Raw genomic sequence first — 23,456 nt, forward strand, 5'->3', positions numbered from 1 at the left:
TGAGGCACGCCACACGTTCCGGAGAACGGATCCCCGGATCGGCACGACGGCGGCCGACCGCCGACGTCCGACACACGACATCCGACATCGCACCAGCAACTCACGACGGAGTGGGCATGAGTGACGAGCAGGTCCTGGCGACCTTCTACGGGGACGACGACTTCCCGGTGCAGTGGGAGGAGGGCCAGCGGGAGCTCTTCTGGGTGCACGACGACCTGCACATCCCGAACCCGATCTCCCCCATGTACGCCGACATCGGCGGCTGGTGGCTCAAGTGCGACTACATGTTCCGCCGCTTCGGGACTCCGTTCGCCGCCGACTGGATCGCCAAGATCGTCAACGGCTACGTCTACACCGCGGCCATCCCCGCCACGCCGGGCCTGTCGGCGGAGGCGTCCGAGTACGGCACCCGGTACACCCCGCGCGTTCCGCTGGACCCGCAGGACCCCGCGGAGCTGGGCGCCTACATGGGGTGGACGCTCCCCTACTACGCGGAGAACTTCCTGGACTGGTGGCGCGACCGGCTGCGGCCGGAGATGGAGCAGAACTTCGTCCGGTTCGACGAGTACGACTACGACGGCGCTAGCCTGGTCGAGCTGGCGATCCTGCTCGAGGACGCCATCGACATGCACGACCGGCACTGGTCGATCCACTGGGTGCTCAACTTCGCCCAGTTCTCCTCGACCATGGCGCTCAACGCTGCAGTCGCCGCGGCCAGGGGCGAGGGTGACCACTCCTCGCTCATGGGCCGGCTGCAGAGCTCGACGGAGAACCGCAACTGGGACTCCATCGAGGAGCTGTGGAAGATCAAGGAGGGGGTGAAGAAGGAGCAGGGTGAGGTCGCCCGTGCCTTCGAGCGCCCCACGGCCGGTGACGTCCTCCGCGCCCTGCAGGGCACCGACGCCGGCCGCGCCTTCATCGCCGAGCACATCGAGCCGTACCAGAGGACGTTCGGCTTCAAGTCGATGTACGCCCACGAGTTCTCGTTCAGGACCTGGCGGGAGGACCCCACTCCGATCGTCGAGGCGATCCGGGGCTACCTCGAGAGCGACTACGACTACCCGGCCGAGCTGCAGGCCGTCGCCGACGACCTGGAGAAGGCCAAGGCCGAGGTGCTCGACGGCGTCGAGGAGGGACCGGCGCGCGAGGAGCTGGAGCGGGCGCTCGAGCTCAGCCTGCGGATGAACCCGCTGACGCCCGACCACCACTTCTACATCGACCAGGGCACCAACGCCCGGGTGCGGCTGGTGCTCGTCGCGATCGGCCGCAAGCTCGCCGCCGAAGACCGGCTCGACGATGCCGAGGACGTCATGTACCTCAAGTACAACGAGCTGCGCCGCCTCATGGCCGGCAGCAACTCCTTCGACGCCAAGGAGCTCGTCGGCGACCGCCGCGACGCCCGCGAGGACGCCTACGAGGTCCGGCCGCGCGACTGGATCGGCACCGCCACCGAGGAGTCGGTCGGCTTCCCGTACTGGTCGCTGTGGGCCTTCCCCGACAAGCTCAACCGGCCCGCCCCGTCGCACGAGGGCGAGATCCCCGGCCTGCCCGCGTCGGCCGGCGTGGTCGAGGGCACCGCACGCGTCGTCCTCTCCGCCGAGCAGTTCGGCGAGGTGGAGTCCGACGAGATCGTGGTGTGCCGCATGACCAGCCCCTCCTGGGTCGTGCTCTTCACCAAGATCGCCGGCCTGGTGACCGACGCCGGTGGCATGGCCTCGCACCCCGCCGTCGTCTCCCGCGAGTTCGGGATCCCGGCCGTCGTCGGCACCTCCGACGCCACGCGCCGGATCAAGACCGGCGACCGCGTCCGAGTCAACGGCTCCACCGGCCGCGTCGAGATCGTCGGCGACGTCCGGATCACGCCGGCGCAGGCGCTCTGACGGAACCGATGACCGCCACTCTCAACACCCCGACCGAGGAGACCGCCGTGCCGACGCCCGACGCTCCGCTGGTGCTGCCGTTCAGCGACGCCCGTTGCCAAGTGGTCGAGCTGACCGGCGGCAAGGGCGCCAGCCTCGCGACCATGACCGCCGAGGAGCTGCCCGTCCCGCCGGGCTTCGTCATCACGTCAGCGGCCTTCGCCGCTGCGGTCGACGAGGACTCCCTGCGGGATGCCATGCGCAGCAAGGACGTGGAGGCCGCCCGTGCGCTCGTCGCCGCGGCGCAGCCGCCCCGCGAGCTGATCGAGCAGGCCTTCGCGGAGCTCGAGGGGCTGGTCGCCGTCCGCTCGTCGGCGTGCGCCGAGGACTCCGACGGCGCCAGCTACGCCGGGCAGCAGGAGACCTTCCTCAACACCGACGGCCTCGATGCGGTGCTGCACAACGTCGTCGAGTGCTGGCTGTCGTTCTTCACCGACCGGGCGGTCTTCTACCGCAAGGAGAAGGGGTCCCTGGAGGACGTCGCCATGGCGGTCGTCGTCCAGCAGATGGTGGACAGCCAGAAGTCCGGCGTCATGTTCACCGTCGACCCGGTGCACGGCCGCAAGGACCGCATGGTCGTCGAGGCCGCGCGCGGCCTCGGCGAGGCCGTGGTCTCCGGGGAGACCACCCCCGACAACTACACGCTCTCCCGTGACGGGGTCGTGAAGAAGTCGAAAGTCGTGGACGCCGAACCGGTTCTCACCGACGACGAGTGCGCCGCGCTGGCCCGGATGGGGCAGCAGTTGGCACAGCTACACGGTTGTCCGCAGGACATCGAGTGGGCGTTCGACGCCGGCGGTGATCTCTACCTCCTGCAGTCCCGTCCGATCACGACGATCTAGTGAGGTTCGTGACCTACACGTCGGCCGGCGTCGCCTCCCGGGTGGGCCGGCTCGACGGCGACACGGTGCTCGACGTCGGGTTCGACGGCGACATGGTGGCGTTCATCGAGGCCGGTGCCCCGCTCGCGGACGGGCGGGCGGTCCCGGGCGCACGGCTGCTCGCGCCGCTGGTCCCCCGCTCCTTCCGCGACTTCCTCGCCTTCGAGGGGCACCTGACCAACGCCTACCGGAACCTGGGCCGCGAGGTGCCGCCCGAGTGGTACGAGGTGCCGGTCTTCTACCGGAGCATGGGGACGACGGTCACCGGGCCGGACACCGTGCTGCCGTGGCCGTCCTACAGCCGGCAGCTCGACCACGAGCTGGAGCTCGCCGCGGTGATCGGCCGCCCGTGCCGGGACGTGGCGCCTGCGGACGCGCTCGACTGCGTCTTCGGGTACACGATCTGGAACGACATGTCCGCCAGGGACGTCCAGCGCCGCGAGCTGCCGGTCGGCATGGGCCCGGCCAAGGCCAAGGAGTGGGACGGGTCCAACGTCCTCGGCCCCTGCATCGTGACCCCGGACGAGATCGACCTCGCCACCCTCGAGCTCGAGGTCCGGGTCAACGGCGAGCGGTGGGGCGGGGACCGGGTCTCGGCCATGCACCACTCGTTCGGTGACCTCATCGCCTACGCCGCCCAGGACCAGACCCTGCTCCCCGGAGAGGTGCTCGGCTCGGGCACCGCGACCGGTGGCTCCGGTCTCGAGCTGGACCGCTGGATCCAGCCGGGGGACGTGATCGAGATGGAGGCCGGCCCGATCGGCATCCTGCGCAACACCGTCGGACCACCCAATGCCGTCCCAACCAACGAACGGAAGGACAACTGACATGGCGTTCGTCGTCGCGGCCACCTGGAAGGCCAAGCCCGGGGAGGGCGAGCGGGTCACCGAGGTGATCAAGAAGATGACCCCGCTGTCCCGAGCCGAGCCGGGCAACGTCTTCTACCAGGCCCAGGTCGACCCGGAGGAGCCGGAGACGTTCTTCCTTTACGAGCAGTACACCGACGCCCAGGCCTACGAGGACCACAAGAACACGCCGCACTTCCAGGAGAACGTCTTCGGCTACATCCTCGAGTACCTGGTCGAGCGCAGCGTGAAGACCTACGAAACCATCGATGCCTGAGGTCACCACGGTCGACCCGGCCACCGGGCAGCCGCTCGCCACGTACCCGGCTGCGGACGTGGGTGCGGCGCTCGCGGTCCTCGCCTCCGTGCACGCCGCCCAGCCGGCGTGGGCCGCGCGGTCGGTCGAGGAGCGTGCCGGCCTGGTGCGGGCCATCGGCGCGCAGCTGCGTACGCAGGCCGACGACCTCGCCGTGCTCATGACCGCCGAGATGGGCAAGCCGATCGGGGAGGCCAGAGCGGAGGTCGAGAAGTCCGCCACCGCCTGCGACTACTACGCCGACCACGGGCCGGGCTTCCTCGCCGACCGGCCCGTGGACACCGGCGCACAGCGCAGTTGGGTGGCGCACGAGCCGCTCGGCGTCGTGCTGGCTGTGATGCCGTGGAACTTCCCGTTGTGGCAGGTGCTGCGCTTCGCCGCCCCGACGCTGCTGGCCGGCAACACGGCGATCCTCAAGCACTCCCCCAACGTGACCGGCTGCGCGCTGGCGGCCGAGCGGTTGTTCCGCGACGCCGGTCTGCCCGAACAGGTCTTCCGCAGCATCGTGGTCGCGGAGCCCGACGTCCCGAAGGTCACCCGGGCCCTGATCGAGGACGACCGGATCGGGGCGGTGAGCCTCACCGGCAGCGAGCGGGCCGGAGCGGCGGTGGCCGCCACGGCCGGCGGGGCCATCAAGAAGACCCTGCTGGAGCTGGGTGGCTCGGATCCCTTCGTGGTGCTGGCCGACGCCGACCTCGACCTGGCCGTCGCCGGGGCGGTGCGGAGCCGGTTCCTCAACAGCGGGCAGAGCTGTCTCGCGGCCAAGCGCTTCGTGGTGCACCGGGACGTCGCCGGCGAGTTCAGCCGGCGCTTCGCCGCCGCCGTGGCGGAGCTCCGGGTCGGCGATCCGCGCGACGAGGCGACGACCATCGGGCCCGTGGCGCGGGCCGACCTGCGCGACGGCCTGGAGCAGCAGGTGCGCGCGTCGGTGTCGGCGGGCGCGACCGTGCTCACCGGTGGCCGCCCGATCGAGGGCCCGGGTACCTTCTTCGCACCCACCGTGCTCGGCGACGTCACCTGCGACATGCCGGTCATGGCCGAGGAGACGTTCGGCCCGGTCGCGGCCGTGATGCCGGTGGGTGACGACGACGCGGCGGTCCGGGTCGCGAACGCCACCAGGTACGGGCTCGGCGCCAGCGTCTGGAGCCGCGACCCGGAGTACGCGCTCGCCGTAGGCAGGCGGATCACCTCCGGCGCGCTCTTCGTCAACACCGTGGTCGCCTCCGACCCCCGGCTGCCGTTCGGGGGGACGAAGCGCAGCGGCTACGGCCGGGAACTCGGCGAGGCGGGAGCGCTGGAGTTCACCAACAGCAGGACGTACGTCGTCGACGGTGGTGTGCCGCAGGGGCCGGCCACCGAGTGACTCACCGACCTCGGTTCCGGGATCCTGCGAGGCCCGGGGAGCCGGAACCAGGGCGAGGAGCGCCGGACGGGACGGTGCGCAGAGCGCTCACCCGTCGGCGGCGACGGCCGACGTGCGCACGAGCTCCCGGGTCAGCAGCACCGGCAGCGACAGCGGTTCCGCGGCGATCTCGCCCGCGTCCATCCCTCCTGCCGCGGGGCCGGAGCTCCGCGGCAGGAGAGATGGATGCATCAGCGCGTGACCCCGGGCAGATCAACCGTGCGCGAGGATGGCAGCCGCCTCATGGCGCAGCCTTGCCGTACGTTGTCCATGCCGGTCGTGGCCCGGCACGGGATCGACGTGCGCCCCCATCGACGGCCCCGGCCTCGACGCCGCGATGGCTGCAGGCCGCCATGACCCCATCGCCAACCGTAAGGAGAGCTGACGTGGACCGCAGCACCGCACTCGCCCGTTTCGCCGCCCAGATCGCTGCCGGCCGGCCGATCATCGGCGGCGGAGCCGGAACCGGGATCTCGGCGAAGTCCGCAGAGGCCGGCGGTATCGACCTGCTGATCATCTACAACTCGGGGCGGTTCCGGATGGCCGGCCGCGGGTCGCTGGCCGGCCTCATGGCCTACGGCGACGCCAACGCCATCGTCGTGGAGATGGCCGGCGAGGTACTGCCGATCGTCCAGGACACCCCTGTCCTGGCCGGGGTCAACGGCACCGATCCGTTCCGGCTGATGGGGCCGTTCCTCGACGACCTCAAGCGCCTGGGGTTCACCGGTGTGCAGAACTTCCCGACCGTGGGCCTCATCGACGGAGTCTTCCGGGCCAACCTCGAGGAGACCGGCATGAGCTTCGACCTGGAGGTCGACATGATCCGCCTCGCCCACGAGAAGGACTTGCTCACCGCGCCGTACGTGTTCGACGAGGAGCAGGCCCGGGACATGGCGGCCGCCGGCGCCGACATCCTCGTCCCCCACCTGGGATTGACGACCAAGGGTTCGATCGGCGCAGCCACCGCACTCACCCTCGACGAATCCGTCGCGCGGGTACAGGCGATGGCCGACGCCGCCAAACGGGTCAACCCCGACGTCTTGTGCCTCTGTCACGGTGGCCCCATCGCCGAGCCCGACGACGCCGCCTACATCCTGCAGCGCACCGAGGGCGTGGTCGGCTTCTTCGGTGCGTCCTCGATAGAACGGCTGCCTACGGAGATCGCCATCCGTAACCAGGCCGAGGCATTCAAAGCCATTGACATCGCCCTCTGATCCCGAGGAGCGCTCCTCGTGGACGCGTTGAACGGACGGTGCGCACACGGCCTTCTGTCCGCACCGGCGGGTGGCTGAAGTGTCGCCGCCGCCTGTGCGTCAGTTGACGTGAAGCTCGTCCTGTAGTCGGACCTCCCGCTGCACGGGGCGAGACCGGGTGATCACGATGACGCTGACCACGGCAGGCCTCCCGCTGCGCCGGTGACCGGCGATGGAAGGTGAGCCTCGTCGCCGGGTTCCGGACGGCGAACCGTGTGCTCAGCCCTCCGCACCGGCGAGCGTGGGCTCGAGCTCCGGCGTCAGGCGCGGGATCGGCCGGGTGTCCTGGAGGCCGGGAGCGCGGCCGGCGGAGGAGACGAACGGGCTGCGCACGGCGGCCGCGACCGCATCCGGGTGGACCTGCGCGGCCAGGGTCCGGCCCCCGGCGGCGACGGGCTCGGGCACGGCCAGCGGGGTGACCTCGACGGCGGCCCACCGGGCGGCACCGGCGCCGAACGCGGTCGCCGACAGCGCGGCCAGGGCGGCCCACTGCCGGCCGACGAACTGCACCCGGTGGACGTCGTCCTTCCGGGACCGGACGGTGGCCCGGAAGACGACGTGGGCCGCGCGGTCGGGGACCCGGATGGCGAGCTCCACCTCCGCGCCGATGGCGGCGCCGGTCCCCCGGACCCGCACCTGCGCGCCGCCGAGGGAGACGTCGATCAGCCGCGCCGGGGCGCCGTCGACCATCGCCGGCAGCATGGCCGGGAACCGGTGTCCGTCGCGGCGCTCGGCCGAGAAGCGGGGGTCGCGGATCCGCCGGATGCCGGCCAGCACGAAGCCGAGGGTGATCCCGACCCAGAAGACGGGGACCAGCGTGGTGCCGCCGGCCCGGTGCTGCGTCGGCGTCCAGCCGGCGACGCTCGCCGCCGTGTACAGCAGGCTGCCGGCCAGGACGGCGGCGAGCACGATCAGCAGGGCAGGCACCCGGGCGCGGGTGCGGGCGTCGCCGGTGCGGCCCTTCGCGGTGACCGCGAACCGGCCGGTGCCGCGCAGGACCAGTGACAGGGTGGCCGCCAGGTTCGACGGCAGCCGGACGACCTCGAACAGCAGGGAGAACCACGCCGGGGCGAAGCCGCGGGACAGCAGCGTCAGGGCGACCTGCTGCAGCAGGAACGGGATGCCGGCCATGAGCGCGAACTGCAGCGGCCGCGCCTCCACCGGGAACAGCCCGGTGACCAGCACCAGGACCGGCACCAGCGCCAGCCCCAGCGTGCGCCAGGAGTCGAACCACGCCGAGAGCGAGTAGAGGTAGCCGAGCCGCTGGCGCAGCGTGAGGCCGGTGGCGGTGAGCGGGTTGTCGTGCCGCAGCACCTGCATGGCACCCCGGCCCCACCGCCGGCGCTGGGCGTAGAAGGCGTCCGGACTGCCGGCCGCCAGGCCCCGGGCGAGCACCTCGTTGTGGTACGCGCTGCGCCAGCCGGCGCGGTGCAGCTTCATGGTGGTGTGGAAGTCCTCGGTGAGCGACTCGGTCGCCACTCCGCCCACCGCCCGCAGCGCATCGGCGCGCAGGACGGCGTTGGTGCCGCACCAGAAGGCCGCCCCCGCGTGGTGCTTCCCCGCCTGGATGACCCGGTAGAACAGCGACTCCTCGTGCAGGTCCACGCCCGGGCGGAGGTGCTCGAAGGAGGTGGTGTTGTAGAAGTGCTGCGGCGTCTGGACCAGCGCCAGCCGCTCGTCGGCGAAGTAGGGCACCGTGCGGGTGAGGAACTCCGGGTCGGGCACGTGGTCGGCGTCGAACACCGCCACCAGGTCGGTGCGCACGAGCGCCAGCGCGTGGTTGAGGTTGCCCGCCTTGGCGTGGTCGTGCTCCGGGCGGCTGACGTAGCGCGCCCCCAGCGCGGTCACCATCTCCTCGACCTCTAGCCGGTCGCCGTCGTCGAGCACCCACGTCTCGTGCTCGCCCTCCATGGCCAGGCAGGCGGCGACCGTGGGCAGCAGCACGTCGAGGTGCTCGTTGTAGGTGGCGACGAGCACGGTCACCGACGGCGGCGGGCCCGGGCGCGGGGGTGGCACGGTGGCCGGGGCGACGTTCCACGTCGTCATCACGAAGAGGACCAGCGCGACCCCGCCGTACAGCTCGAGGGCGAGGAACGGCAGCCCGATCCACAGCGCCGACCCGTCCGGCAGCGTCGCGAGCACCCGCCAGCCGAGGTAGCCGGCGGTGGCCAGGACCGCGGTGATCGCCACCGTCCGCACCACCGCGAGCCGGACGGGGCCGTCGGGCGCGGGGACGGCGTCCCGCGAGCCGGTGGGCCGGCCCAGCCCCGCCGTGGCGTAGCCCGCGTCGGCACGCCCCGCCGCAGGCAGGACGCCGCCGGGACGGGAGGCGCGATCGGTGCTCACCCCCGAGGCATCGACAGCCGGGGCCGGGCGGCACATCCCCCCTCGGGGTGAGACGCCTGCTGCTCACCCCCGGACCGCGGGCGCCCCGGGACCGGGTCAGGCGGTGCGCGGGCCCTCCCACAGGTCGATGCCGCTGTCGACGGCGTGCTGGTCGATCGCCGCCAGCTCGTCGTCGGTGAACTCCAGGTTCGCCAGCGCCCCGACGTTCTGCTCCAGCTGCCCGACGCTGCTGGCCCCCACGAGCACGGTGGTCACGCGCTCGTCCCGCAGCGCCCAGGCCAGCGCCATCTGCGCCAGGCTCTGGCCGCGCCCCCGCGCGATGTCGTCCAGCGCGCGGACGTGCCCGAGCGCCTCGTCGGTGAGGAAGTCCGGCGACAGCGACTTGCCCTGGCTGGCCCGAGACCCCTCGGGGACGCCGCCGAGGTACTTGTCGGTGAGCATGCCCTGGGCCAGCGGCGAGAAGGCGATGCAGCCGGCGCCGACGTCGGTGAGGGTGTCCAGCAACCCGTCCCGCTCGATCCAGCGGTTGAGCATCGAGTACGACGGCTGGTGGATCAGCAGCGGCGTCCCGAGGTCGGCGAGGATCCGCGCCGCCTCCGCGGTGTCCTCCGGCGAGTAGGAGGAGATGCCGGCGTAGAGGGCCTTGCCGGAGCGGACGGCGCTGTCGAGAGCGCCCATCGTCTCCTCGAGCGGCGTCGTCGGGTCGGGGCGGTGGGAGTAGAAGATGTCGACGTGGTCGAGCCGCATCCGGCGCAGCGACTGGTCCAGGCTCGAGAGCAGGTACTTCCGCGAGCCGCCGCCCTGGCCGTACGGACCGGGCCACATGTCGTAGCCGGCCTTGGTGGAGAGGACGAGCTCGTCCCGGTACGGCCGGAAGTCGTCGTCGAGGTGCCGGCCGAAGTTGGTCTCCGCCGAGCCGTAGGGCGGGCCGTAGTTGTTGGCCAGGTCGATGTGCGTGATGCCCAGGTCGAAGGCCCGGCGGAGGATGTCGCGCTGCCGGTCGAACGGGACGTCGTCACCGAAGTTGTGCCAGAGCCCGAGGCTGATCACCGGCAGGTCCAGGCCGCTGCGGCCGGTGCGCCGGTAGGCCATCGAGTCGTAGCGGTCGTCGGCAGCGGAGTAGGGCATCACTGCATCCTGTCCGACCGCCCGCTCCCCCGCTCACCGGTTCCCACGTCGAGGGGTCTGCCCGGCGGGGCCGGGGCCCCTAGGCTGGGCGGGTCGATGCCACCTCACCCCAGGAGTGCCCCGTGCTGCTGCGCCTGATCGGACTCCTGCTCGTCGTCTGGCTGGCGCTGGCGGTCATCGGGGCGCTGATCGAGGGGTTGTTCTGGCTCCTGGTCCTCGGCGTCCTGCTCTTCCTGGGCACCGCCGCCTACGGCTGGCTGAAGGGCAACAGCAAGGTCTGACCAGGCCGGTCAGTCCCCGTCGACGTCGCCGCCCGCCCCGTCGGCGTAGGGCTGCGGATCCGGGCGCCAGTCCGCCGGGGGTGGATCCGGCACCGGCTGCGCCGCCACCTGGTCGGCCGGCCCGACGCGGACGCCGGCCTCCAGGGCGTCCAGCCCCATCGCGTAGCGGTTCTCCGTCATGGCCTGACCCTGCACCCCGGCGGCCGGGCCGTCCAGACCGGCCCGCGCCGCGTGGTCAGTCACCGCCCCGACGCCCCTGGGCGTCGGGGCACCGTCAGTCCGGTGTGCTCGCCAGGACCAGCGCCGGCTCCGCGCCGGACGGGTGCACACCGGCGGCTACCCGGCACCCGGGCACGGGCCCCAGGGAGTCCAGCGTCCGGATCCCGGCCGGGTCGCCGACCACCCGCGACGGCTCCTACGCCCGAGAGCCTAGGGCGCCGGGCCCGCCGGCCGGTGGGCGTGCATGTAGCGGTAGTAGTCGGCCAGGCGCAACCGGCCGGCCGCCGCCTCATCGACGAGGACCGTGGCCCGCGGGTGCAGTTGCAGCACCGAGGCCGGGCACATGCTGGTCAGGGGTCCCTCCACCGCTGCGGCCACGGCGACGGCCTTGACCACGCCCTGGGCCACCAGGAGCAGGCGCCGCGCCTCCAGGATGGTCGCCAGCCCCTGCGTCAGGCAGTGCACGGGCACCTCGTCCGGCGTCCCGAAGAACCGGGCGTTGTCCGCGCGCGTGCGGGGCGCCAGCGTGGTGACCCGGGTCCGGGACGCGAACGACGACGTCGGCTCGTTGAACCCGATGTGGCCGTTCGCCCCGATGCCGAGGACCTGCACGTCGATGCCGCCGGCCGCGCCGATCGCCCGTTCGTAGGCGTCTGCGGCGGCGTGCAGGTCTGGTGCCCGCCCGTCCGGGACGTGCACGCGCCCGGGAGCCAGCCCCAGCGGCTCGGTGACGGTCCGCCGGATGACCGACGCGTAGCTCTCCGGGTGCTCCGGCGGGATGCCGACGTACTCGTCCAGCGCGAACCCGCTGACGCCCGAGAGGTCCAGCTCCCCCTCGGCCACCCGCCGGGCGAGCTCCGCGTAGAGCCCCAGCGGCGACGAGCCGGTCGCCAGTCCGATGACGGCGTCCCGGCGCCGGCGCACGACGTCGGCGACCCGCTGCGCCGCGACCCGGGCGACCTCGTCGGGGCCGGGGAGGATGACGATCTCCACGGGGCAGGGTCCCACGCACTGGCCCTCCCGGGTGAGCCGCCGGGCGGTCGGCTGCAGCCGGCCGCCCGGGAGCCGATGGAGCAGGAGTGCGACGACGACTGCTCGCCCTGACGCTGGGCACACTGCTGGGCACCCTGCTCGGCGCCACGGCCTGCGGCACCGACGGCGGTCGGACCGACCCCGCGGCCGACGCCGCGTGCCCGGCCGCGCAGGTCACCCGTCCCGGCGCCGGCGACGGGATCTACCTGGGCGTGAACCTCGACTGGGGCGCCCAGACCCTCGCCGAGTACGGCACCGCTCTCGGCTCCCGCCCGGCCGTCGCCGTCTCCTTCACCGACTTCCCGCTGTCGGCGACCGACGTGCGCAACCTCGACGGCGCGGTCGAGCAGGTGGGCGCCGACGGCGGCCTGCTGCTGCTTACCCTCGAGCCGCGGGGCGGCCTGGCCGCGGTCACCGACGAGGCGGCCGGCGAGCTCGCCGCACGACTGGCCGGCTACAACGCCCGCGGCGTGCCCGTCGTCGTCCGCTTCGCCCACGAGATGAACGGCTCCTGGTACGCCTGGGGCCAGCAGCCGGCCGCCTACGTCGAGGCGTTCCGCCGGATCGCCGCCGCCGTCCACGCCGGCGCGCCCGGCTCGGCCACCATGTGGGCGCCCAACTACGGGGGCGGCTATCCGTTCACCGGCGGTGCGCACGCCGCCGCCGGGGCGGACGTCGCGGCGCTGGACACCGACGGCGACGGCGCGCTGACCGGGACCGACGACCCCTACGCGCCCTACTGGCCGGGCGAGGACGCCGTCGACTGGGTCGGGATGTCGCTCTACCACTGGGGCGACGCCCACCCGTGGGGCGACAACGAGGTGCCCGAGCCGGGCAAGTTCGTCGCCCAGCTGACCGGCACCTACGCCGGCCGGGGCGGCGACGACCGCGCCATCCCCGACTTCTACGCCGGGTACGCGGAGCGGTACGGCAGACCGCCGGCCATCCCGGAGACGGCGGCGTTCTTCGCGCCCGGGGCCGGCGGCGCCGACGAGCTGGCCGTCAAGCAGGCGTGGTGGCAGCAGCTGCTCGCCCCGGACCTGCACGACCGGCTGCCCCGCCTGGCGATGGTCAACTGGTTCGAGTGGTCGAAGCTCGAGCCGGAGGTCGGCGGCGTCGTGGACTGGCGGGCCGCCGGGTCACCGGAGGTGCGGACCGCGTTCCGGGCCGATCTGCCCGACTGGGCGCTCTGGGCCGGCGGCGCTCCCGCCTGCGCATGACGTCGCAGTGGCCCCCACCGCGCCGCGGAGGGGGCCACTGCCGTGCCCGGAGAGGTCAGCCGGTGACCACGGCGATCTCGTTGGGGGTGGCGTCGAGCCGGCCGGTCGCCAGCACCGCCCCGCTGGCCAGGTCGAGCGCGTGGACGGCGTTCGCGGCGGGCTCGGTCACGTAGGCGACCCCGTCCAGGACCGTGATCGCCGGGTGCGGGTCCTGCCACTCGGCCGGCCCCTCCCACGGGTCGATCACCGGGTGGCTGGCCAGCAGCTCACCGCTCTGCTCGTCGACGACGTGCACGGCGCCGTCGCTGCCCAGCAGGACCGCCTCGTCGCCCGGCCCGCGAGCCAGGTCGCGGAAGGTGTACCCGACGCCCTCGGGCAGGGAGACGACCTCCAGCGTGCCGGCCGCGGTGTCGACCAGCACGAACTGCGACAGGAGGTAGCCCTCGGAGTCGGGGTCGGCGTTGTAGTCGCCGAGCGCGACGGGCGAGGTCCCGGTGGTGAAGACGTTGCCGGTGCGGCCGTACTCGTCGGGGGCCTCGAGCTTGGTGAAGGCCCCGTCGTGGACCAGGACGCCGTCGGTGCACCCGAAGACCGCCACCTCCCCGGCGACGGTGCCCTCCCCGTGCACGCCCGGGCAGTTCTCGGCGCGAGCCACCTCGGCGCCCTCGGGGTCGAGCACGCGCACGCCGGTGCGGCTCTCGGAGTCCCCGAGGGTGGAGAGCAGGCTGCCGTCCTCGAGCTCGATGGCCACGCCGTGATGCGCGGCCCCGGACTCCCAGACTCGGTCTCCGGGAGCCCGTCGGCGTCCAGGAGCGCCGCCGTCTCGAAGGAGGTGATGTCGCCGGTGCCGTCGTCGAAGAGCACGGTGCGGTCACCGTGGACGACGACGTGGCCCGCGGCGTCGGCCGCGACGACGTCGTCGGTCAGGACCGGCTCGGCGGCGTAGGACTCTCCCCCGTCGGTCCACACACCGGTGTCGAGCACCCGGAAGCCCTCGTCGGTGGTCACGAGCACGTGCCGGCCGTCACCGGCGGCGTTGACCCGGGTGAAGCCGTCGATGGGGAGGTCGCCCACCACCTCGAGCATCGTGGCGCCCAGGACGAGCAGGCCGCCGTCGTAGGTGAGGGTCAGCCGCGGCTGGGCGTCGGCGACGGTGCGGGCCGACGCGGCTGCGGGGTCGACCTCCGGGTCGGCCCCGGCCGACGAGCCGGCGGAGCACCCGCTGAGGAGGAGGACGGCGGCACCCAGACCGGCGGTGCCGACCGAGAGGGGCGTGCGGGAGTGGTCATGCCAAGAAGACTAGTGGGAATGATTCTCATTCCGATCCGCGGGGTCACCGCAGCCCCCGCGCGATGTCCTCGGTGTTGGCGCGCATCATCGCCAGGTAGGAGTCGGCGCCCTCGCCGGCCGGGCTGAGCGACTCGGTGAACAGCGGCGTCACGGAGACGTCGACGCCGGCCTGCTCGGCCAGGACCCGGGCAAGCCGGTCGGGCTGCGCGGAGTCGACGAAGATCGTCCGCACCCCGGCCTCCCGGATGCTCGACGCCAGCTCGTCCAGGTCGCCGGCGCTGGGGGCGGCCAGGGTCGTGCCGCTGGGGATCACCGCGCCCACCACGGTGAAGCCGAAGCGGTCGGCCAGGTAGCCGAACACGTGGTGGTTGGTCACCAGGTTGCGCCGCTCCTCGGGGACCAGGGCGAACTGCTCGGCCATCCAGCCGTCGAGCTCCCGGAGCTCGTCCTGGTACCGCGCGACGTCCGCCGCCAGCTCGTCCGCGTCCACGCCGCGGACGTGCTCGGCCAGCGCCTGGCCCAGGGCATCGGTCACCGCCAGCATCCGCGTCGGATCGGTCCAGAAGTGCGGATCGACCCCGGAGGCGTCCTCGCCGACCCAGTCGAGGACCTCCACCGCCTCCCCCGCCTCGACGACGGGGACGCCGTCGGCGCGGGCCGCCTCGACCTGCGTGGCCAGCCCCTCCTCCAGGCCGAGTCCGTTGGCGACCAGCAGGTCCGCGGTGCGCATGCGGGCCACCTCCTGGGCGGAGACCTGGAACGAGTGCGGGTCGGCGCCGGTCGGCATCAGGACCATCACCTCCGCCTGGTCCCCGACCAGCTCCCCCACGACGTCGCCCAGGATGTCGGTGGTGACGACGACCAGCGGCTGGTCCGAGGCGTCGGCGCGGCAGCCGGCCAGCGAACCCGCGGCGACCACGAGGGCGGCGAGCCACCCCGCGACCCGCCTCATCGCCCGGTCTCCGCGAGGAAGGCCGGGGGCACGGCGGTGTCGAAGGTCCGGGCGATGCGGGCACCGTCGGCGTAGTCCACCTCGTGCACGACACCGGCCGAGGGCACGTTGACGTAGGCCCGGTCGGCGTCCACCTCGAGGGTCACGGCGGCCGGTTCGTCGGGAGCCGCGACCAGCACGTCGGTCGTCGCCGTGCCGCCGGTGGCCGGTTCGATCACGACCAGCCGCCCGGTGACGTCCAGGCCGAGGACACGGTCGCGCTCGTCGTCGGCGGCGACGGCCCGGACCAGCGGCGTCGGCGTCCCGACCAGCTGCCAGCTGCGGGCGCGGGTGTCCAGCAGCCACACCCCGCGCTCCCCGGCGACCGCGGCGAGGACCGGCCGCCCGGGCCGCTGGGCGAACGCCGTCGCCCGGTCACCGGCCGCCACCGGCTCCGGGTACGGGATGCGCTCGAAGGCGACGGCACCGTCCGCCTCGGTCGCCAGGACCGCGCCGTCGGCACAGGAGACGACGACGCCGACGAGGGTGGCGGCCCCGCCGCGCACGTCCTCGCAGGGAGCCTCCACGCCGTCCACCGGCTCTCCCGCGGCGTCCAGGACGGCCACCCGGTCGGGGCCGGTGGCGATCAGCGAGTCGCCCAGCGGCAGCAGGACCCCGTCGTGCGGCGTCACCTCGGTGGTGGCGAGCCGGTCGATCCGCCCCTGCCCGAGCGCCGCCCGGTCGAGCACGACCCCGGCGCCGGTGTCGGCCGAGAACAGCGTGGTGACGCGCTCCGAGGAGGCGACCCGGACGGCGCCGTCCCAGTCGAGGGCGCCCACGACACGCGGCTGCGCCCGGTAGTAGTGCGCGTGGTCGCCGTGGTCGACGGTCCAGGTGCCGGTGTCGACGACGGTCAGCTCGCCGGCGGGGTCGGAGGCCACGAAGAGGAACCGTCCGTCGCCGGCCACCGCCGCCGCGGGGCCCACCGACCCGACGGCGATCGTCTCCCCGGTCAGGAGGTCGAGGGCGTGCACCTGCCCGGAGGTGTCCAGATAGCTCAGCCGCAGCTGTGGCTCGGCCAGCTCCTCGGCACCGGCGACGTCGCCGTGCCCGCCGGTCTGCGCCGCGGCCGGCGACGTCTCCGTCGCGCAGGCGGGAAGGAGGAGAGCGGGGCCGGCGAGCGCGGTCAGTGCTGCTCGGCGCGCGCGCCGACGCGATGGACGGGCGCGGGTGGTGCGGGGCACGAGGTCCTCCAGAGGTGGGTGCGGACGGATGCGGACCGGACGGCCAGCGGGGTGGCGATCGCGCGCGCGGCCGCCGAGACGGCGACCAGGGCGACGGCACAGCCGGCGATCGAGGCACCGCCGGCGGTGCCGGCGTGCCACGAGAGGAGGGACCCGGCCAGGACGGCGGCGACCCCGAAGGCCGCGCCGAGGGCCATGGTCGGCGGAACCCGGTGGGTCCACTGGCGGGCGGCCGCGGCGGGCGCCAGCAGCAGCGCGACCACGAGCAGCGTGCCCAGGGCCTGGAAGGACGCCACGACGGCGGCGGTCACGAGCAGCACCATGAGCGCGTGCGCCGCCCGCGGCCGGAGGCCGAGCGTGGCGGCGGTGCGGGCATCGAACGCCAGGGCGACGAAGGCCCGGTGCAGCACGGCGCAGGCCGCGACGATGACCACCAGGGCCGCGGCCAGCAGCACGAGCTCGGCCTGCCGGATCGCGAGGACGTCGCCGAAGAGGATCGAGGTGACGTCGGTGGCGAACGATCGCGAGCGGGAGACGATGACGACGCCGAGCGACAGCATGTCCACGAACAGCAGGCCGGTGGCGGTGTCGTGCGACAGCCGGGCCCGCCGGGCGACGACGCCGACGCCGACGCTCATGGCCCCGGCGCTCACCGCGGCACCCAGGACGATCGGCCATCCCGCGAGGGCCGCGATCGCCACCCCGGGCAGCATCCCGTGCGCCACCGTCTCGCCGAGGAACGCCAGCCCGCGGATCACCACCCAGGTGCCGACGACCGCGCAGATGACCGCCGCGAGGCTCCCGCCGAGCACTGCCCGCTGCATGAACGCGACCGACATCGGGTCGGTGAACCAGGCCATGGACCCGGACCCTACATGGGAATGATTATCGGTACCGCTACGGTGGAGGGGTGGCCGTCCGCACCGTGCACCTCCAGTCGCTGACCGTGCGGCGGGAGGCGGCGCTCGTCCTGGACGGCGTCGACGCCGTCCTCCCGGCGGGGTCGACCACCGCCCTCGTCGGCGCGAACGGATCGGGGAAGTCGACCCTGCTCGACGCGCTGGCCGGAGTGCTGGCACCGGCCGGTGGATCGATCACCGGGCTCGAGCAGGCCACGGTCGCCTACATCCCCCAGCACAGCACCGTTCCCGACGACCTCCCCGTCACCGTGGGCGAGACCGTGGCCATGGGGCGGTGGCGGGAGCGCGGACTGCTCGGCCGGCTGCGCGCGAGCGACCGGGCGGTCGTGGACGAGTGCGTGCAGCGGATGGGCCTGGGCGACCTGGTTCGGGTGCCACTGGCCAGGCTCTCCGGCGGTCAGCGTCAGCGCGCCCTCGTCGCCCAGGGGCTGGCCTGCCGCGCGGACGTGCTGCTCGTCGACGAGCCCACCGCGAACGTGGACGGGACGACCCGCGGGGCCCTGCTCGACGCCCTCGCCGCGGAAGCAGCCCGCGGCGCCGTCGTCCTGCACGCCACGCACGACGCCGTCGCCGTCGAGCGCGCCGACCAGGTCCTGGCGCTGCGGGCCGGTCGGCTGCACCGTCGACCCGGGACGGCGACCGTCCGATAGCCGCCCGGACAGCTCACCCGGCGCACTCCCCGGTCGCCGCTGCCACCGGCAGTCCCCGCAGGCGACGCGGATTCCGCGTCAGCGCAGCGCGGAACTCGCGCCTGGAACGCCGACCGCCGCATCGCGCGGTGGCGAGGGTGGCTCGGCCGGCGCCTCGTAGGCGCGGAAGACCGTGCGGTCGCCGGGCCGGCCGTACAGCTGCCCCTCCCGCGCCTTGACCGCAGCGACCAGCACGATGCTGACCACGACGAGCAGCGACCACGACCCCAGCTTGGCCGCGTGGACCAGCGTCCAGACCGACTCCTGCGACGGGTACTGCCAGGCGCGCAGCAGCGTGGCGAGATTCTCGGCCAGCCAGAGGAAGAAGCCGATGAGGACGAAGGAGAGCGCGAGCGGCATCGCGTAGCGGCGCCGGCCGACGGTGAAGTGCACCCCCGTGCGCCAGGTGACGGCCAGCAGCAGCAGGGCCAGCGGCAGCCGCACGTCCCGGATCACGTGCGAGGTGAAGAAGTTCAGGTAGATCAGCGCGGCGACGCCGGCAGTCGACCAGGTTCGGTAGTTGGTGATCCGCAGGTCGAACCGGCGCCAGGCCTGGCAGACGTAGCTGCCGACCGCGGCGTACATGAATCCGCTGTAGAGCGGTACGCCGCCGATCGTCGCGAGACCGGTGTCCGGATAGGACCAGGAGCCCTGGGCGACCTTGAACAGCTCCAGCACCAGGCCGACGAGGTGGAAGCCGAAGATGACCGCGACCTCGCGGCCGGTCTCCCAGCGGACCAGCCAGAGCACCAGCGTGACGCCGAGCGACCAGATCAGCAGGGCGTCCGCGGGGTCGATCGGCAGCGACACGACCCGGACCAGCGCCAGCCCGACGAAGAAGAGGACGGCGAACAGGCAGCACTGCGCCTCGATCCAGGCGAACCGCAGCAGCTGCCTCACCGGGTGGAGGCTAGGTCGTGGCGGCGGCCGGTGGGGTTCTCCGCCCCGCGCGCGTGTCCGGGCGGCCGCCCGCTCGAGCCGGGCGGACGCGGCCGGCCCCGGTCGTCGACGCCGTCGTTCAGCGAGGCGTGGCGGGGCCCGGACGGAACGGGGCGCCATGGGCGCAGACCACCAGGGTGGCCAGGTCCAGCACCCGCTCGCGTTGCTGCCTCAGCTCGTCCCGGTCGTGGCTGTAGGGGTCGTCGGCCGGCCCCTCCTCGGTCCACCAGAGGTGCGTGAGGGCCACGACGTCGTCGGGGGTGCCGACGAGCGTGGTGATGTCCTGCGGGGTGTGCCCGGGCGTGGCGAGCAGCCGGATGCTCGGGGTGAGCTGCGTGCCCTCGGCGGCCCGACGGGTGAACCTGTCCCCCTCGATGACCGACTGGAAGTCGTGCACCGGCACCACCGGGAAGAGGGCGACGTTGAGCGTGTGGTCCAGGTGGTGGTGGCTGACCACGACGTCGGTCACGTCCTCGGGACGGACGCCGAGCTCGCGCAGCGGGGCAAGGATGAGGTCCCGGTCGGCCACCATGCCCGGATCGACGACGACCACCCGGTCCGCGTCCCGGACGAGGCTGACCGTGCCGGCCACGTGCGGCATGCGCACGTAGCCCTCGACGAGGACGTCCAGGCGGGCGGTGCGCGACAGCTCGACCATGCGGCGGACGGTAACAACCGGAGCGGCCGAGATGCGCGCCGCTGATGTCCGTTCCGAGCGCGCTGCTCGGAACGCCCGCCGCTCGACCCGTCGGGCTCCTGCGCCGCCACGGACGTCAATGCGAGAGTTCCGCTTCGACGACACAGGGGTGCGGGACCAGCACGTGGTCCCGCACCCCTGTCGTCCGTCCGCGGGTCTCCTGTCGCCTACAGGAGATCCGACCTCAGCTGCAGCCGCTGGTGGAGCCGCAGCCCTCGCAGACGTAGCAGCTGCCGGCCGGGCGCATCTTCGTGCCGCAGGTCATGCACAGCGGCGCGTCGGTGGCGGTGCCGGTGACCAGCTCGAGCAGCTCGGCCGAGGAGTGGGCCTCCTTGACCGACTTCGGGCCCTCCGGGGTGACCTTCTCCTCCACCTTGGCGGTCTCGATCGGTGCGGAGCCGCGCAGCTGCTCCAGGTCGACCTCCTCCTCCTGCACGGCCGGGGTCGAGGCCGACGAGCCGTAGCCCGACACCTGCGCCGCCCGCTCCTCGGCGGTGAAGATGCCGAGGCTGGCCCGCTTCTCCACCGGCAGGTGGTCCAGCGCCAGCCGCCGGAAGATGTAGTCCATCACCGACTGGGCGATCCGGATGTCCGGGTCGTCGGTCATGCCGGCCGGCTCGAAGCGCATGTTGGTGAACTTCTGGATGTAGGTCTCCAGCGGCACACCGTGCTGCAGCGCCAGGGAGATGCCGATCGAGAAGGCATCCATCACACCGGCCAGGGTCGAGCCCTGCTTGCCCAGCTTGAGGAAGACCTCACCGAGGCTGCCGTCCTCGTACATCCCGGCGGTCATGTAGCCCTCGGCGCCGGCGACGCTGAACGAGGTGGTGACGCTCGTCCGCTTCTTCGGCAGCCGCTTGCGCACCGGGTGCGACAGGGCGGTGGGAGCGGCGGCCTCGGCCGGCGTCTCCGCCTTGGTGCCGTCGTTCTTGCCCTTGCCCCCGGACAGCGGCTGGCCGACCTTGCAATTGTCGCGGTAGATGGCCAGCGCCTTGAGGCCCATCTTCCAGCCCTGGAAGTAGATGGTCTCGACGTCCTCGACGGTCGCCGTCTCCGGCATGTTGACCGTCTTGCTGATCGCGCCGGAGATGAACGGCTGCACCGCGGCCATCATCCGCACGTGGCCCATCGGGGAGATGGCCCGCTCGCCCATGGCGCAGTCGAAGACCTCGTAGTGCTCCGGCCGCAGGCTCGGGGCGTCGACGACGTGGCCGTGCTCGGCGATGTACTCGACGATCGCCTCGATCTGCTCCTCCTGGTAGCCCAGGCTGCGCAGCGCCCGCGGCACCGTCTGGTTGACGATCTGCATGGAGCCGCCGCCGACCAGCTTCTTGAACTTGACCAGCGAGAAGTCCGGCTCGATGCCGGTCGTGTCGCAGTCCATCATGAAGCCGATGGTGCCGGTGGGCGCGAGCACCGAGGCCTGGGCGTTGCGCCAGCCGTTGTCGGCGCCGATGTCCAGGCACTCCTGCCACTGCGCGGTGGCGGCCTTCAGCACGTCGGCGTCGTCGGCGCCGACCGGGCGGATGGCGTCGTTCGCGGCGGCGTGCTTGCGCATCACGCGGGCGTGGGCGTCGGCGTTGCGTGCGAAGCCGTCGTACGGGCCCACGGTGCCGGCGAGCTCGGCCGAGCGACGGTAGGCGGTGCCGGTCATCAGCGAGGTGATCGCCGCGGCGAGGCTCTGGCCACCGCGCGAGTCGTAGGCGTGGCCGGTGGCCATGAGCAGCGCGCCGAGGTTGGCGTAGCCGATGCCCAGCTGGCGGTAGGCGCGGGTCGTCTCACCGATCGGGTCGGTCGGGAAGTCGGCGAAGCAGATCGAGATGTCCATCGCGGTGATGACCAGCTCGACGGCCTTCACGAAGTTCTTCGAGTCGAAGGTGCCGTCGTCCTTCAGGAACTTCATGAGGTTCAGCGACGCCAGGTTGCACGAGCTGTTGTCCAGGCTCATGTACTCCGAGCACGGGTTGGACGCGTTGATGCGGCCGGTCTCGGGGTTGGTGTGCCAGTCGTTGATCGTGTCGTCGTACTGGATGCCCGGGTCGGCACACTCCCAGGCGGCCTTGGTGACCTTGCGGAACAGCGCCTTGGCGTCGACAGTCTCGATGACCGACCCGTCGAGCCGCGCCCGGAGGCCGAACTCGTCGCCCTCCTCCACCGCACGCATGAACTCGTCCGAGACGCGGACGGAGTTGTTGGCGTTCTGGTACTGGACGCTGGTGATGTCCTTGCCGCCGAGGTCCATGTCGTAGCCGGCGTCGCGCAGCGCGCGGATCTTGTCCTCCTCGCGCGCCTTGGTCTCGATGAACTCCTCGATGTCGGGGTGGTCGATGTCGAGGACGACCATCTTCGCGGCGCGACGGGTGGCGCCACCGGACTTGATGGTGCCGGCGGAGGCGTCGGCGCCGCGCATGAAGCTGACCGGGCCGGAGGCGGTGCCGCCGGAGGAGAGCAGCTCCTTGGAGGAGCGGATGCGGGAGAGGTTGAGGCCGGCACCGGAGCCGCCCTTGAAGATCAGGCCCTCCTCGCGGTACCAGTTCAGGATCGAGTCCATCTCGTCGTCGACGGCGAGGATGAAGCAGGCGCTGACCTGCTGCGGCGCGCTGGTGCCGACGTTGAACCAGACGGGGCTGTTGAAGCTGAAGTACTGGTGCAGCAGCATCCAGGCGAGCTCGTGCTCGAAGATCTCCGCGTCACCCTCGGTGGCGAAGTAGCCGTGCTCCCGGCCGGCCGCGCCGTAGGTGAGGACCACCCGGTCGATGAGCTGGCGCAGGCTGGTCTCCCGCTGCGGGGTGCCGACCGCCCCTCGGAAGTACTTCGTGGTGACGATGTTGGTGGCGTTGACGCTCCACTCCGCGGGGAACTCCACACCGCGCTGCTCGAAGTTGATCGAACCGTCGCGCCAGTTGGTCATGACGACGTCGCGGCGCTCCCAGGTCACCTCGTCGTACGGGTGCACACCGGCGGTGGTGAAGACGCGCTTGATCTTGAGGCCCTTGCCCCGGCTGGGCGCCTTCGCGCTGCGGCGGGTGCGGGCGCCGGCCAGGCGGTCGTCGGTCTCGGTCATGGTGTGGAGCTCTCCCTGGTCGTGTGTCGCATGGTGCTTCGCGGGGCTGCGCGGTGGTGCTGCGCGGTGGCGGATCGGGGGCTGGGGAAGAGCCGCGATCGGTAGCTGCTCGAACTGCTGTCTATCGGGCGGCACTGACAGTTCTCAGGTGCCGCCGGCACCGGTGTCCGGTGCGGGTTGACCCCTGCCGCCACCCCGCCGGCGAGCCGGCGGGTCGGGCTGCATGCCCGGCAGTGGTGGGGTTCCCGCGACCAGGTGCCGGGCGCGGAGCTCGGTGATCTCTTTCTCGAAGTCCTCGAGGGAGGTGAAGGCCCGGTACACGCTGGCGAACCGCAGGTACGCGACCTCGTCGAGCTCGCGCAGCGGCCGCAGGATGGCCAGGCCGACCTCGTGGCTGGGCACCTCCGCCGCCCCGGTGGCGCGGACGGCGTCCTCCACCTGCTGGGCGAGCAGCTTGAGCTGGTCCTCGTCGACCGGCCGACCCTGGCAGGCCCGCCGGACACCGGCGACCACCTTGCTGCGGTTGAACGGCTCGCTGACGCCGTTCCTCTTGACGACGGCGAGCACGGCCTCCTCGACGGTGGTGAACCGCCGCCCGCACGTCGGGCAGGAACGACGACGCCGGGTGGTGGCGCCCTCATCGGCCTCGCGGGAGTCGATGACCCGGCTGTCGGGGTTGTGGCAGAACGGGCAGCGCACGGTGGTTCACCTCCCTCCCGATCGGACCGCGTCCGGGCGTCGTCCGCCGGCCACCTGTGGACCTCCCTGGGGACATCCGGTGGATGCCACGGGGAGAACCTGAGGATCGGCCTGTGGACGGGCTTACAACTCTGTAACTAC

The 23,456-nt window shown here is 72.8% G+C and carries 21 protein-coding genes; 9 read left to right on the forward strand and 12 right to left on the reverse strand.

Annotation, left to right across the window (positions count from 1 at the left end):
- The first annotated feature begins 116 nt into the window (after positions 1 to 116).
- From ABDB74_RS14545 to ABDB74_RS14570, 6 genes are all read left to right on the forward strand, one after another.
- Entirely contained in the window at positions 117 to 1,880 is a 1,764-nt protein-coding gene (locus tag ABDB74_RS14545; RefSeq protein ID WP_346619424.1) for a PEP-utilizing enzyme, read from the forward strand.
- Positions 1,881 to 1,888: 8 nt separating this feature from the next.
- Positions 1,889 to 2,761, forward strand: a complete 873-nt coding sequence (locus ABDB74_RS14550) for a PEP/pyruvate-binding domain-containing protein (protein ID WP_346619425.1) — start codon at positions 1,889 to 1,891, stop codon at positions 2,759 to 2,761.
- Between the two features lie 8 nt (positions 2,762 to 2,769).
- Positions 2,770 to 3,627 (forward strand): fumarylacetoacetate hydrolase family protein, encoded by an 858-nt coding sequence (locus ABDB74_RS14555; RefSeq protein WP_346619427.1) that lies wholly within the window; start codon positions 2,770 to 2,772, stop codon positions 3,625 to 3,627.
- 1 nt (position 3,628) lies between these two features.
- On the forward strand, positions 3,629 to 3,922 hold the full coding sequence (locus ABDB74_RS14560; protein WP_346619428.1) for a putative quinol monooxygenase: 294 nt from the start codon (positions 3,629 to 3,631) through the stop codon (positions 3,920 to 3,922).
- Positions 3,915 to 5,324, forward strand: coding sequence for an NAD-dependent succinate-semialdehyde dehydrogenase (locus ABDB74_RS14565; protein ID WP_346619430.1), 1,410 nt, complete (start codon positions 3,915 to 3,917; stop codon positions 5,322 to 5,324). Before ABDB74_RS14560 ends, ABDB74_RS14565 begins: the two co-directional genes overlap by 8 nt.
- Positions 5,325 to 5,749: 425 nt before the next feature.
- On the forward strand, positions 5,750 to 6,577 hold the full coding sequence (locus ABDB74_RS14570; protein WP_346619432.1) for a phosphoenolpyruvate hydrolase family protein: 828 nt from the start codon (positions 5,750 to 5,752) through the stop codon (positions 6,575 to 6,577).
- 258 nt (positions 6,578 to 6,835) lie between these two features.
- On the opposite strand, the gene ABDB74_RS14575 is transcribed toward ABDB74_RS14570, so the two are convergent.
- Together ABDB74_RS14575 and mgrA are read right to left on the reverse strand one after the other, a co-directional pair.
- The gene (locus ABDB74_RS14575) at positions 6,836 to 8,962 is read right to left on the reverse strand and encodes a glycosyltransferase (RefSeq protein ID WP_346619433.1); all 2,127 of its coding nucleotides are present in this window, start codon (positions 8,960 to 8,962) and stop codon (positions 6,836 to 6,838) included.
- Between the two features lie 96 nt (positions 8,963 to 9,058).
- On the reverse strand, positions 9,059 to 10,090 hold the full coding sequence (mgrA, locus tag ABDB74_RS14580) for an L-glyceraldehyde 3-phosphate reductase (protein WP_346619434.1): 1,032 nt from the start codon (positions 10,088 to 10,090) through the stop codon (positions 9,059 to 9,061).
- A gap of 122 nt (positions 10,091 to 10,212) precedes the next feature.
- On the opposite strand from mgrA, the gene ABDB74_RS14585 reads away from it, so the two are divergent.
- The gene (locus ABDB74_RS14585; RefSeq protein WP_346619436.1) at positions 10,213 to 10,371 is read left to right on the forward strand and encodes a hypothetical protein; all 159 of its coding nucleotides are present in this window, start codon (positions 10,213 to 10,215) and stop codon (positions 10,369 to 10,371) included.
- A 9-nt stretch (positions 10,372 to 10,380) separates the two neighbouring features.
- Here ABDB74_RS14585 and ABDB74_RS14590 read toward each other — a convergent pair whose 3' ends face one another.
- Positions 10,381 to 10,614, reverse strand: a complete 234-nt coding sequence (locus ABDB74_RS14590) for a hypothetical protein (RefSeq protein ID WP_346619438.1) — start codon at positions 10,612 to 10,614, stop codon at positions 10,381 to 10,383.
- Positions 10,615 to 10,800: 186 nt separating this feature from the next.
- On the reverse strand, positions 10,801 to 11,583 hold the full coding sequence (gene nagB / locus ABDB74_RS14595; protein WP_346619439.1) for a glucosamine-6-phosphate deaminase: 783 nt from the start codon (positions 11,581 to 11,583) through the stop codon (positions 10,801 to 10,803).
- An 86-nt stretch (positions 11,584 to 11,669) separates the two neighbouring features.
- On the opposite strand from nagB, the gene ABDB74_RS14600 reads away from it, so the two are divergent.
- On the forward strand, positions 11,670 to 12,842 hold the full coding sequence (locus ABDB74_RS14600) for a glycosyl hydrolase (protein WP_346619441.1): 1,173 nt from the start codon (positions 11,670 to 11,672) through the stop codon (positions 12,840 to 12,842).
- Between the two features lie 55 nt (positions 12,843 to 12,897).
- On the opposite strand, the gene ABDB74_RS14605 is transcribed toward ABDB74_RS14600, so the two are convergent.
- From ABDB74_RS14605 to aztB, 4 genes are all read right to left on the reverse strand, one after another.
- A complete protein-coding gene (locus ABDB74_RS14605; protein ID WP_346619442.1) occupies positions 12,898 to 13,593 on the reverse strand; it encodes a hypothetical protein in 696 nt (231 codons plus the stop codon).
- Positions 13,594 to 14,175: 582 nt separating this feature from the next.
- Positions 14,176 to 15,084: a zinc ABC transporter substrate-binding protein AztC gene (gene aztC / locus ABDB74_RS14610; RefSeq protein WP_346619443.1), complete on the reverse strand. Its 909-nt coding sequence runs from the start codon at positions 15,082 to 15,084 to the stop codon at positions 14,176 to 14,178.
- Positions 15,081 to 16,307: a hypothetical protein gene (locus tag ABDB74_RS14615; protein ID WP_346619445.1), complete on the reverse strand. Its 1,227-nt coding sequence runs from the start codon at positions 16,305 to 16,307 to the stop codon at positions 15,081 to 15,083. Before ABDB74_RS14615 ends, aztC begins: the two co-directional genes overlap by 4 nt.
- Positions 16,250 to 17,167 carry a zinc ABC transporter permease AztB gene (gene aztB, locus ABDB74_RS14620; RefSeq protein ID WP_346619446.1) on the reverse strand — a complete coding sequence of 306 codons (918 nt, stop codon included), beginning with the start codon at positions 17,165 to 17,167 and terminating at the stop codon, positions 16,250 to 16,252. Before aztB ends, ABDB74_RS14615 begins: the two co-directional genes overlap by 58 nt.
- Before the next feature lie 50 nt (positions 17,168 to 17,217).
- On the opposite strand from aztB, the gene aztA reads away from it, so the two are divergent.
- Positions 17,218 to 17,877: a zinc ABC transporter ATP-binding protein AztA gene (aztA, locus tag ABDB74_RS14625; protein ID WP_346619447.1), complete on the forward strand. Its 660-nt coding sequence runs from the start codon at positions 17,218 to 17,220 to the stop codon at positions 17,875 to 17,877.
- 78 nt (positions 17,878 to 17,955) lie between these two features.
- Here the strand turns inward: aztA and ABDB74_RS14630 are convergent, their stop codons facing one another.
- The 4 genes from ABDB74_RS14630 to nrdR form a co-directional block, all read right to left on the reverse strand.
- Positions 17,956 to 18,816 carry a DUF817 domain-containing protein gene (locus ABDB74_RS14630; RefSeq protein ID WP_346619448.1) on the reverse strand — a complete coding sequence of 287 codons (861 nt, stop codon included), beginning with the start codon at positions 18,814 to 18,816 and terminating at the stop codon, positions 17,956 to 17,958.
- A gap of 118 nt (positions 18,817 to 18,934) precedes the next feature.
- A complete protein-coding gene (locus ABDB74_RS14635; protein WP_346619449.1) occupies positions 18,935 to 19,513 on the reverse strand; it encodes an MBL fold metallo-hydrolase in 579 nt (192 codons plus the stop codon).
- 223 nt (positions 19,514 to 19,736) lie between these two features.
- Entirely contained in the window at positions 19,737 to 22,616 is a 2,880-nt protein-coding gene (locus ABDB74_RS14640) for a vitamin B12-dependent ribonucleotide reductase (RefSeq protein ID WP_346619450.1), read from the reverse strand.
- 144 nt (positions 22,617 to 22,760) lie between these two features.
- Positions 22,761 to 23,315: a transcriptional regulator NrdR gene (gene nrdR, locus ABDB74_RS14645; protein ID WP_346619452.1), complete on the reverse strand. Its 555-nt coding sequence runs from the start codon at positions 23,313 to 23,315 to the stop codon at positions 22,761 to 22,763.
- Positions 23,316 to 23,456 lie beyond the last annotated feature (141 nt).

Source organism: Blastococcus sp. HT6-4, assembly GCF_039679125.1.
Lineage (GTDB): Bacteria > Actinomycetota > Actinomycetes > Mycobacteriales > Geodermatophilaceae > Blastococcus > Blastococcus montanus.

Excerpts from the sequence above, each read along its gene's own strand:
- ABDB74_RS14545 (WP_346619424.1), top strand. The coding sequence starts at position 117 with ATGAGTGACGAGCAGGTCCTGGCGACCTTCTACGGGGACGACGACTTC.
- ABDB74_RS14550 (WP_346619425.1), top strand. The coding sequence starts at position 1,889 with ATGACCGCCACTCTCAACACCCCGACCGAGGAGACCGCCGTGCCGACG.
- ABDB74_RS14560 (WP_346619428.1), top strand. The coding sequence starts at position 3,629 with ATGGCGTTCGTCGTCGCGGCCACCTGGAAGGCCAAGCCCGGGGAGGGC.
- ABDB74_RS14565 (WP_346619430.1), top strand. The coding sequence starts at position 3,915 with ATGCCTGAGGTCACCACGGTCGACCCGGCCACCGGGCAGCCGCTCGCC.
- mgrA (WP_346619434.1), bottom strand. The coding sequence starts at position 10,090 with ATGCCCTACTCCGCTGCCGACGACCGCTACGACTCGATGGCCTACCGG.
- aztC (WP_346619443.1), bottom strand. The coding sequence starts at position 15,084 with ATGAGGCGGGTCGCGGGGTGGCTCGCCGCCCTCGTGGTCGCCGCGGGT.
- aztB (WP_346619446.1), bottom strand. The coding sequence starts at position 17,167 with ATGGCCTGGTTCACCGACCCGATGTCGGTCGCGTTCATGCAGCGGGCA.
- ABDB74_RS14635 (WP_346619449.1), bottom strand. The coding sequence starts at position 19,513 with ATGGTCGAGCTGTCGCGCACCGCCCGCCTGGACGTCCTCGTCGAGGGC.
- ABDB74_RS14640 (WP_346619450.1), bottom strand. The coding sequence starts at position 22,616 with ATGACCGAGACCGACGACCGCCTGGCCGGCGCCCGCACCCGCCGCAGC.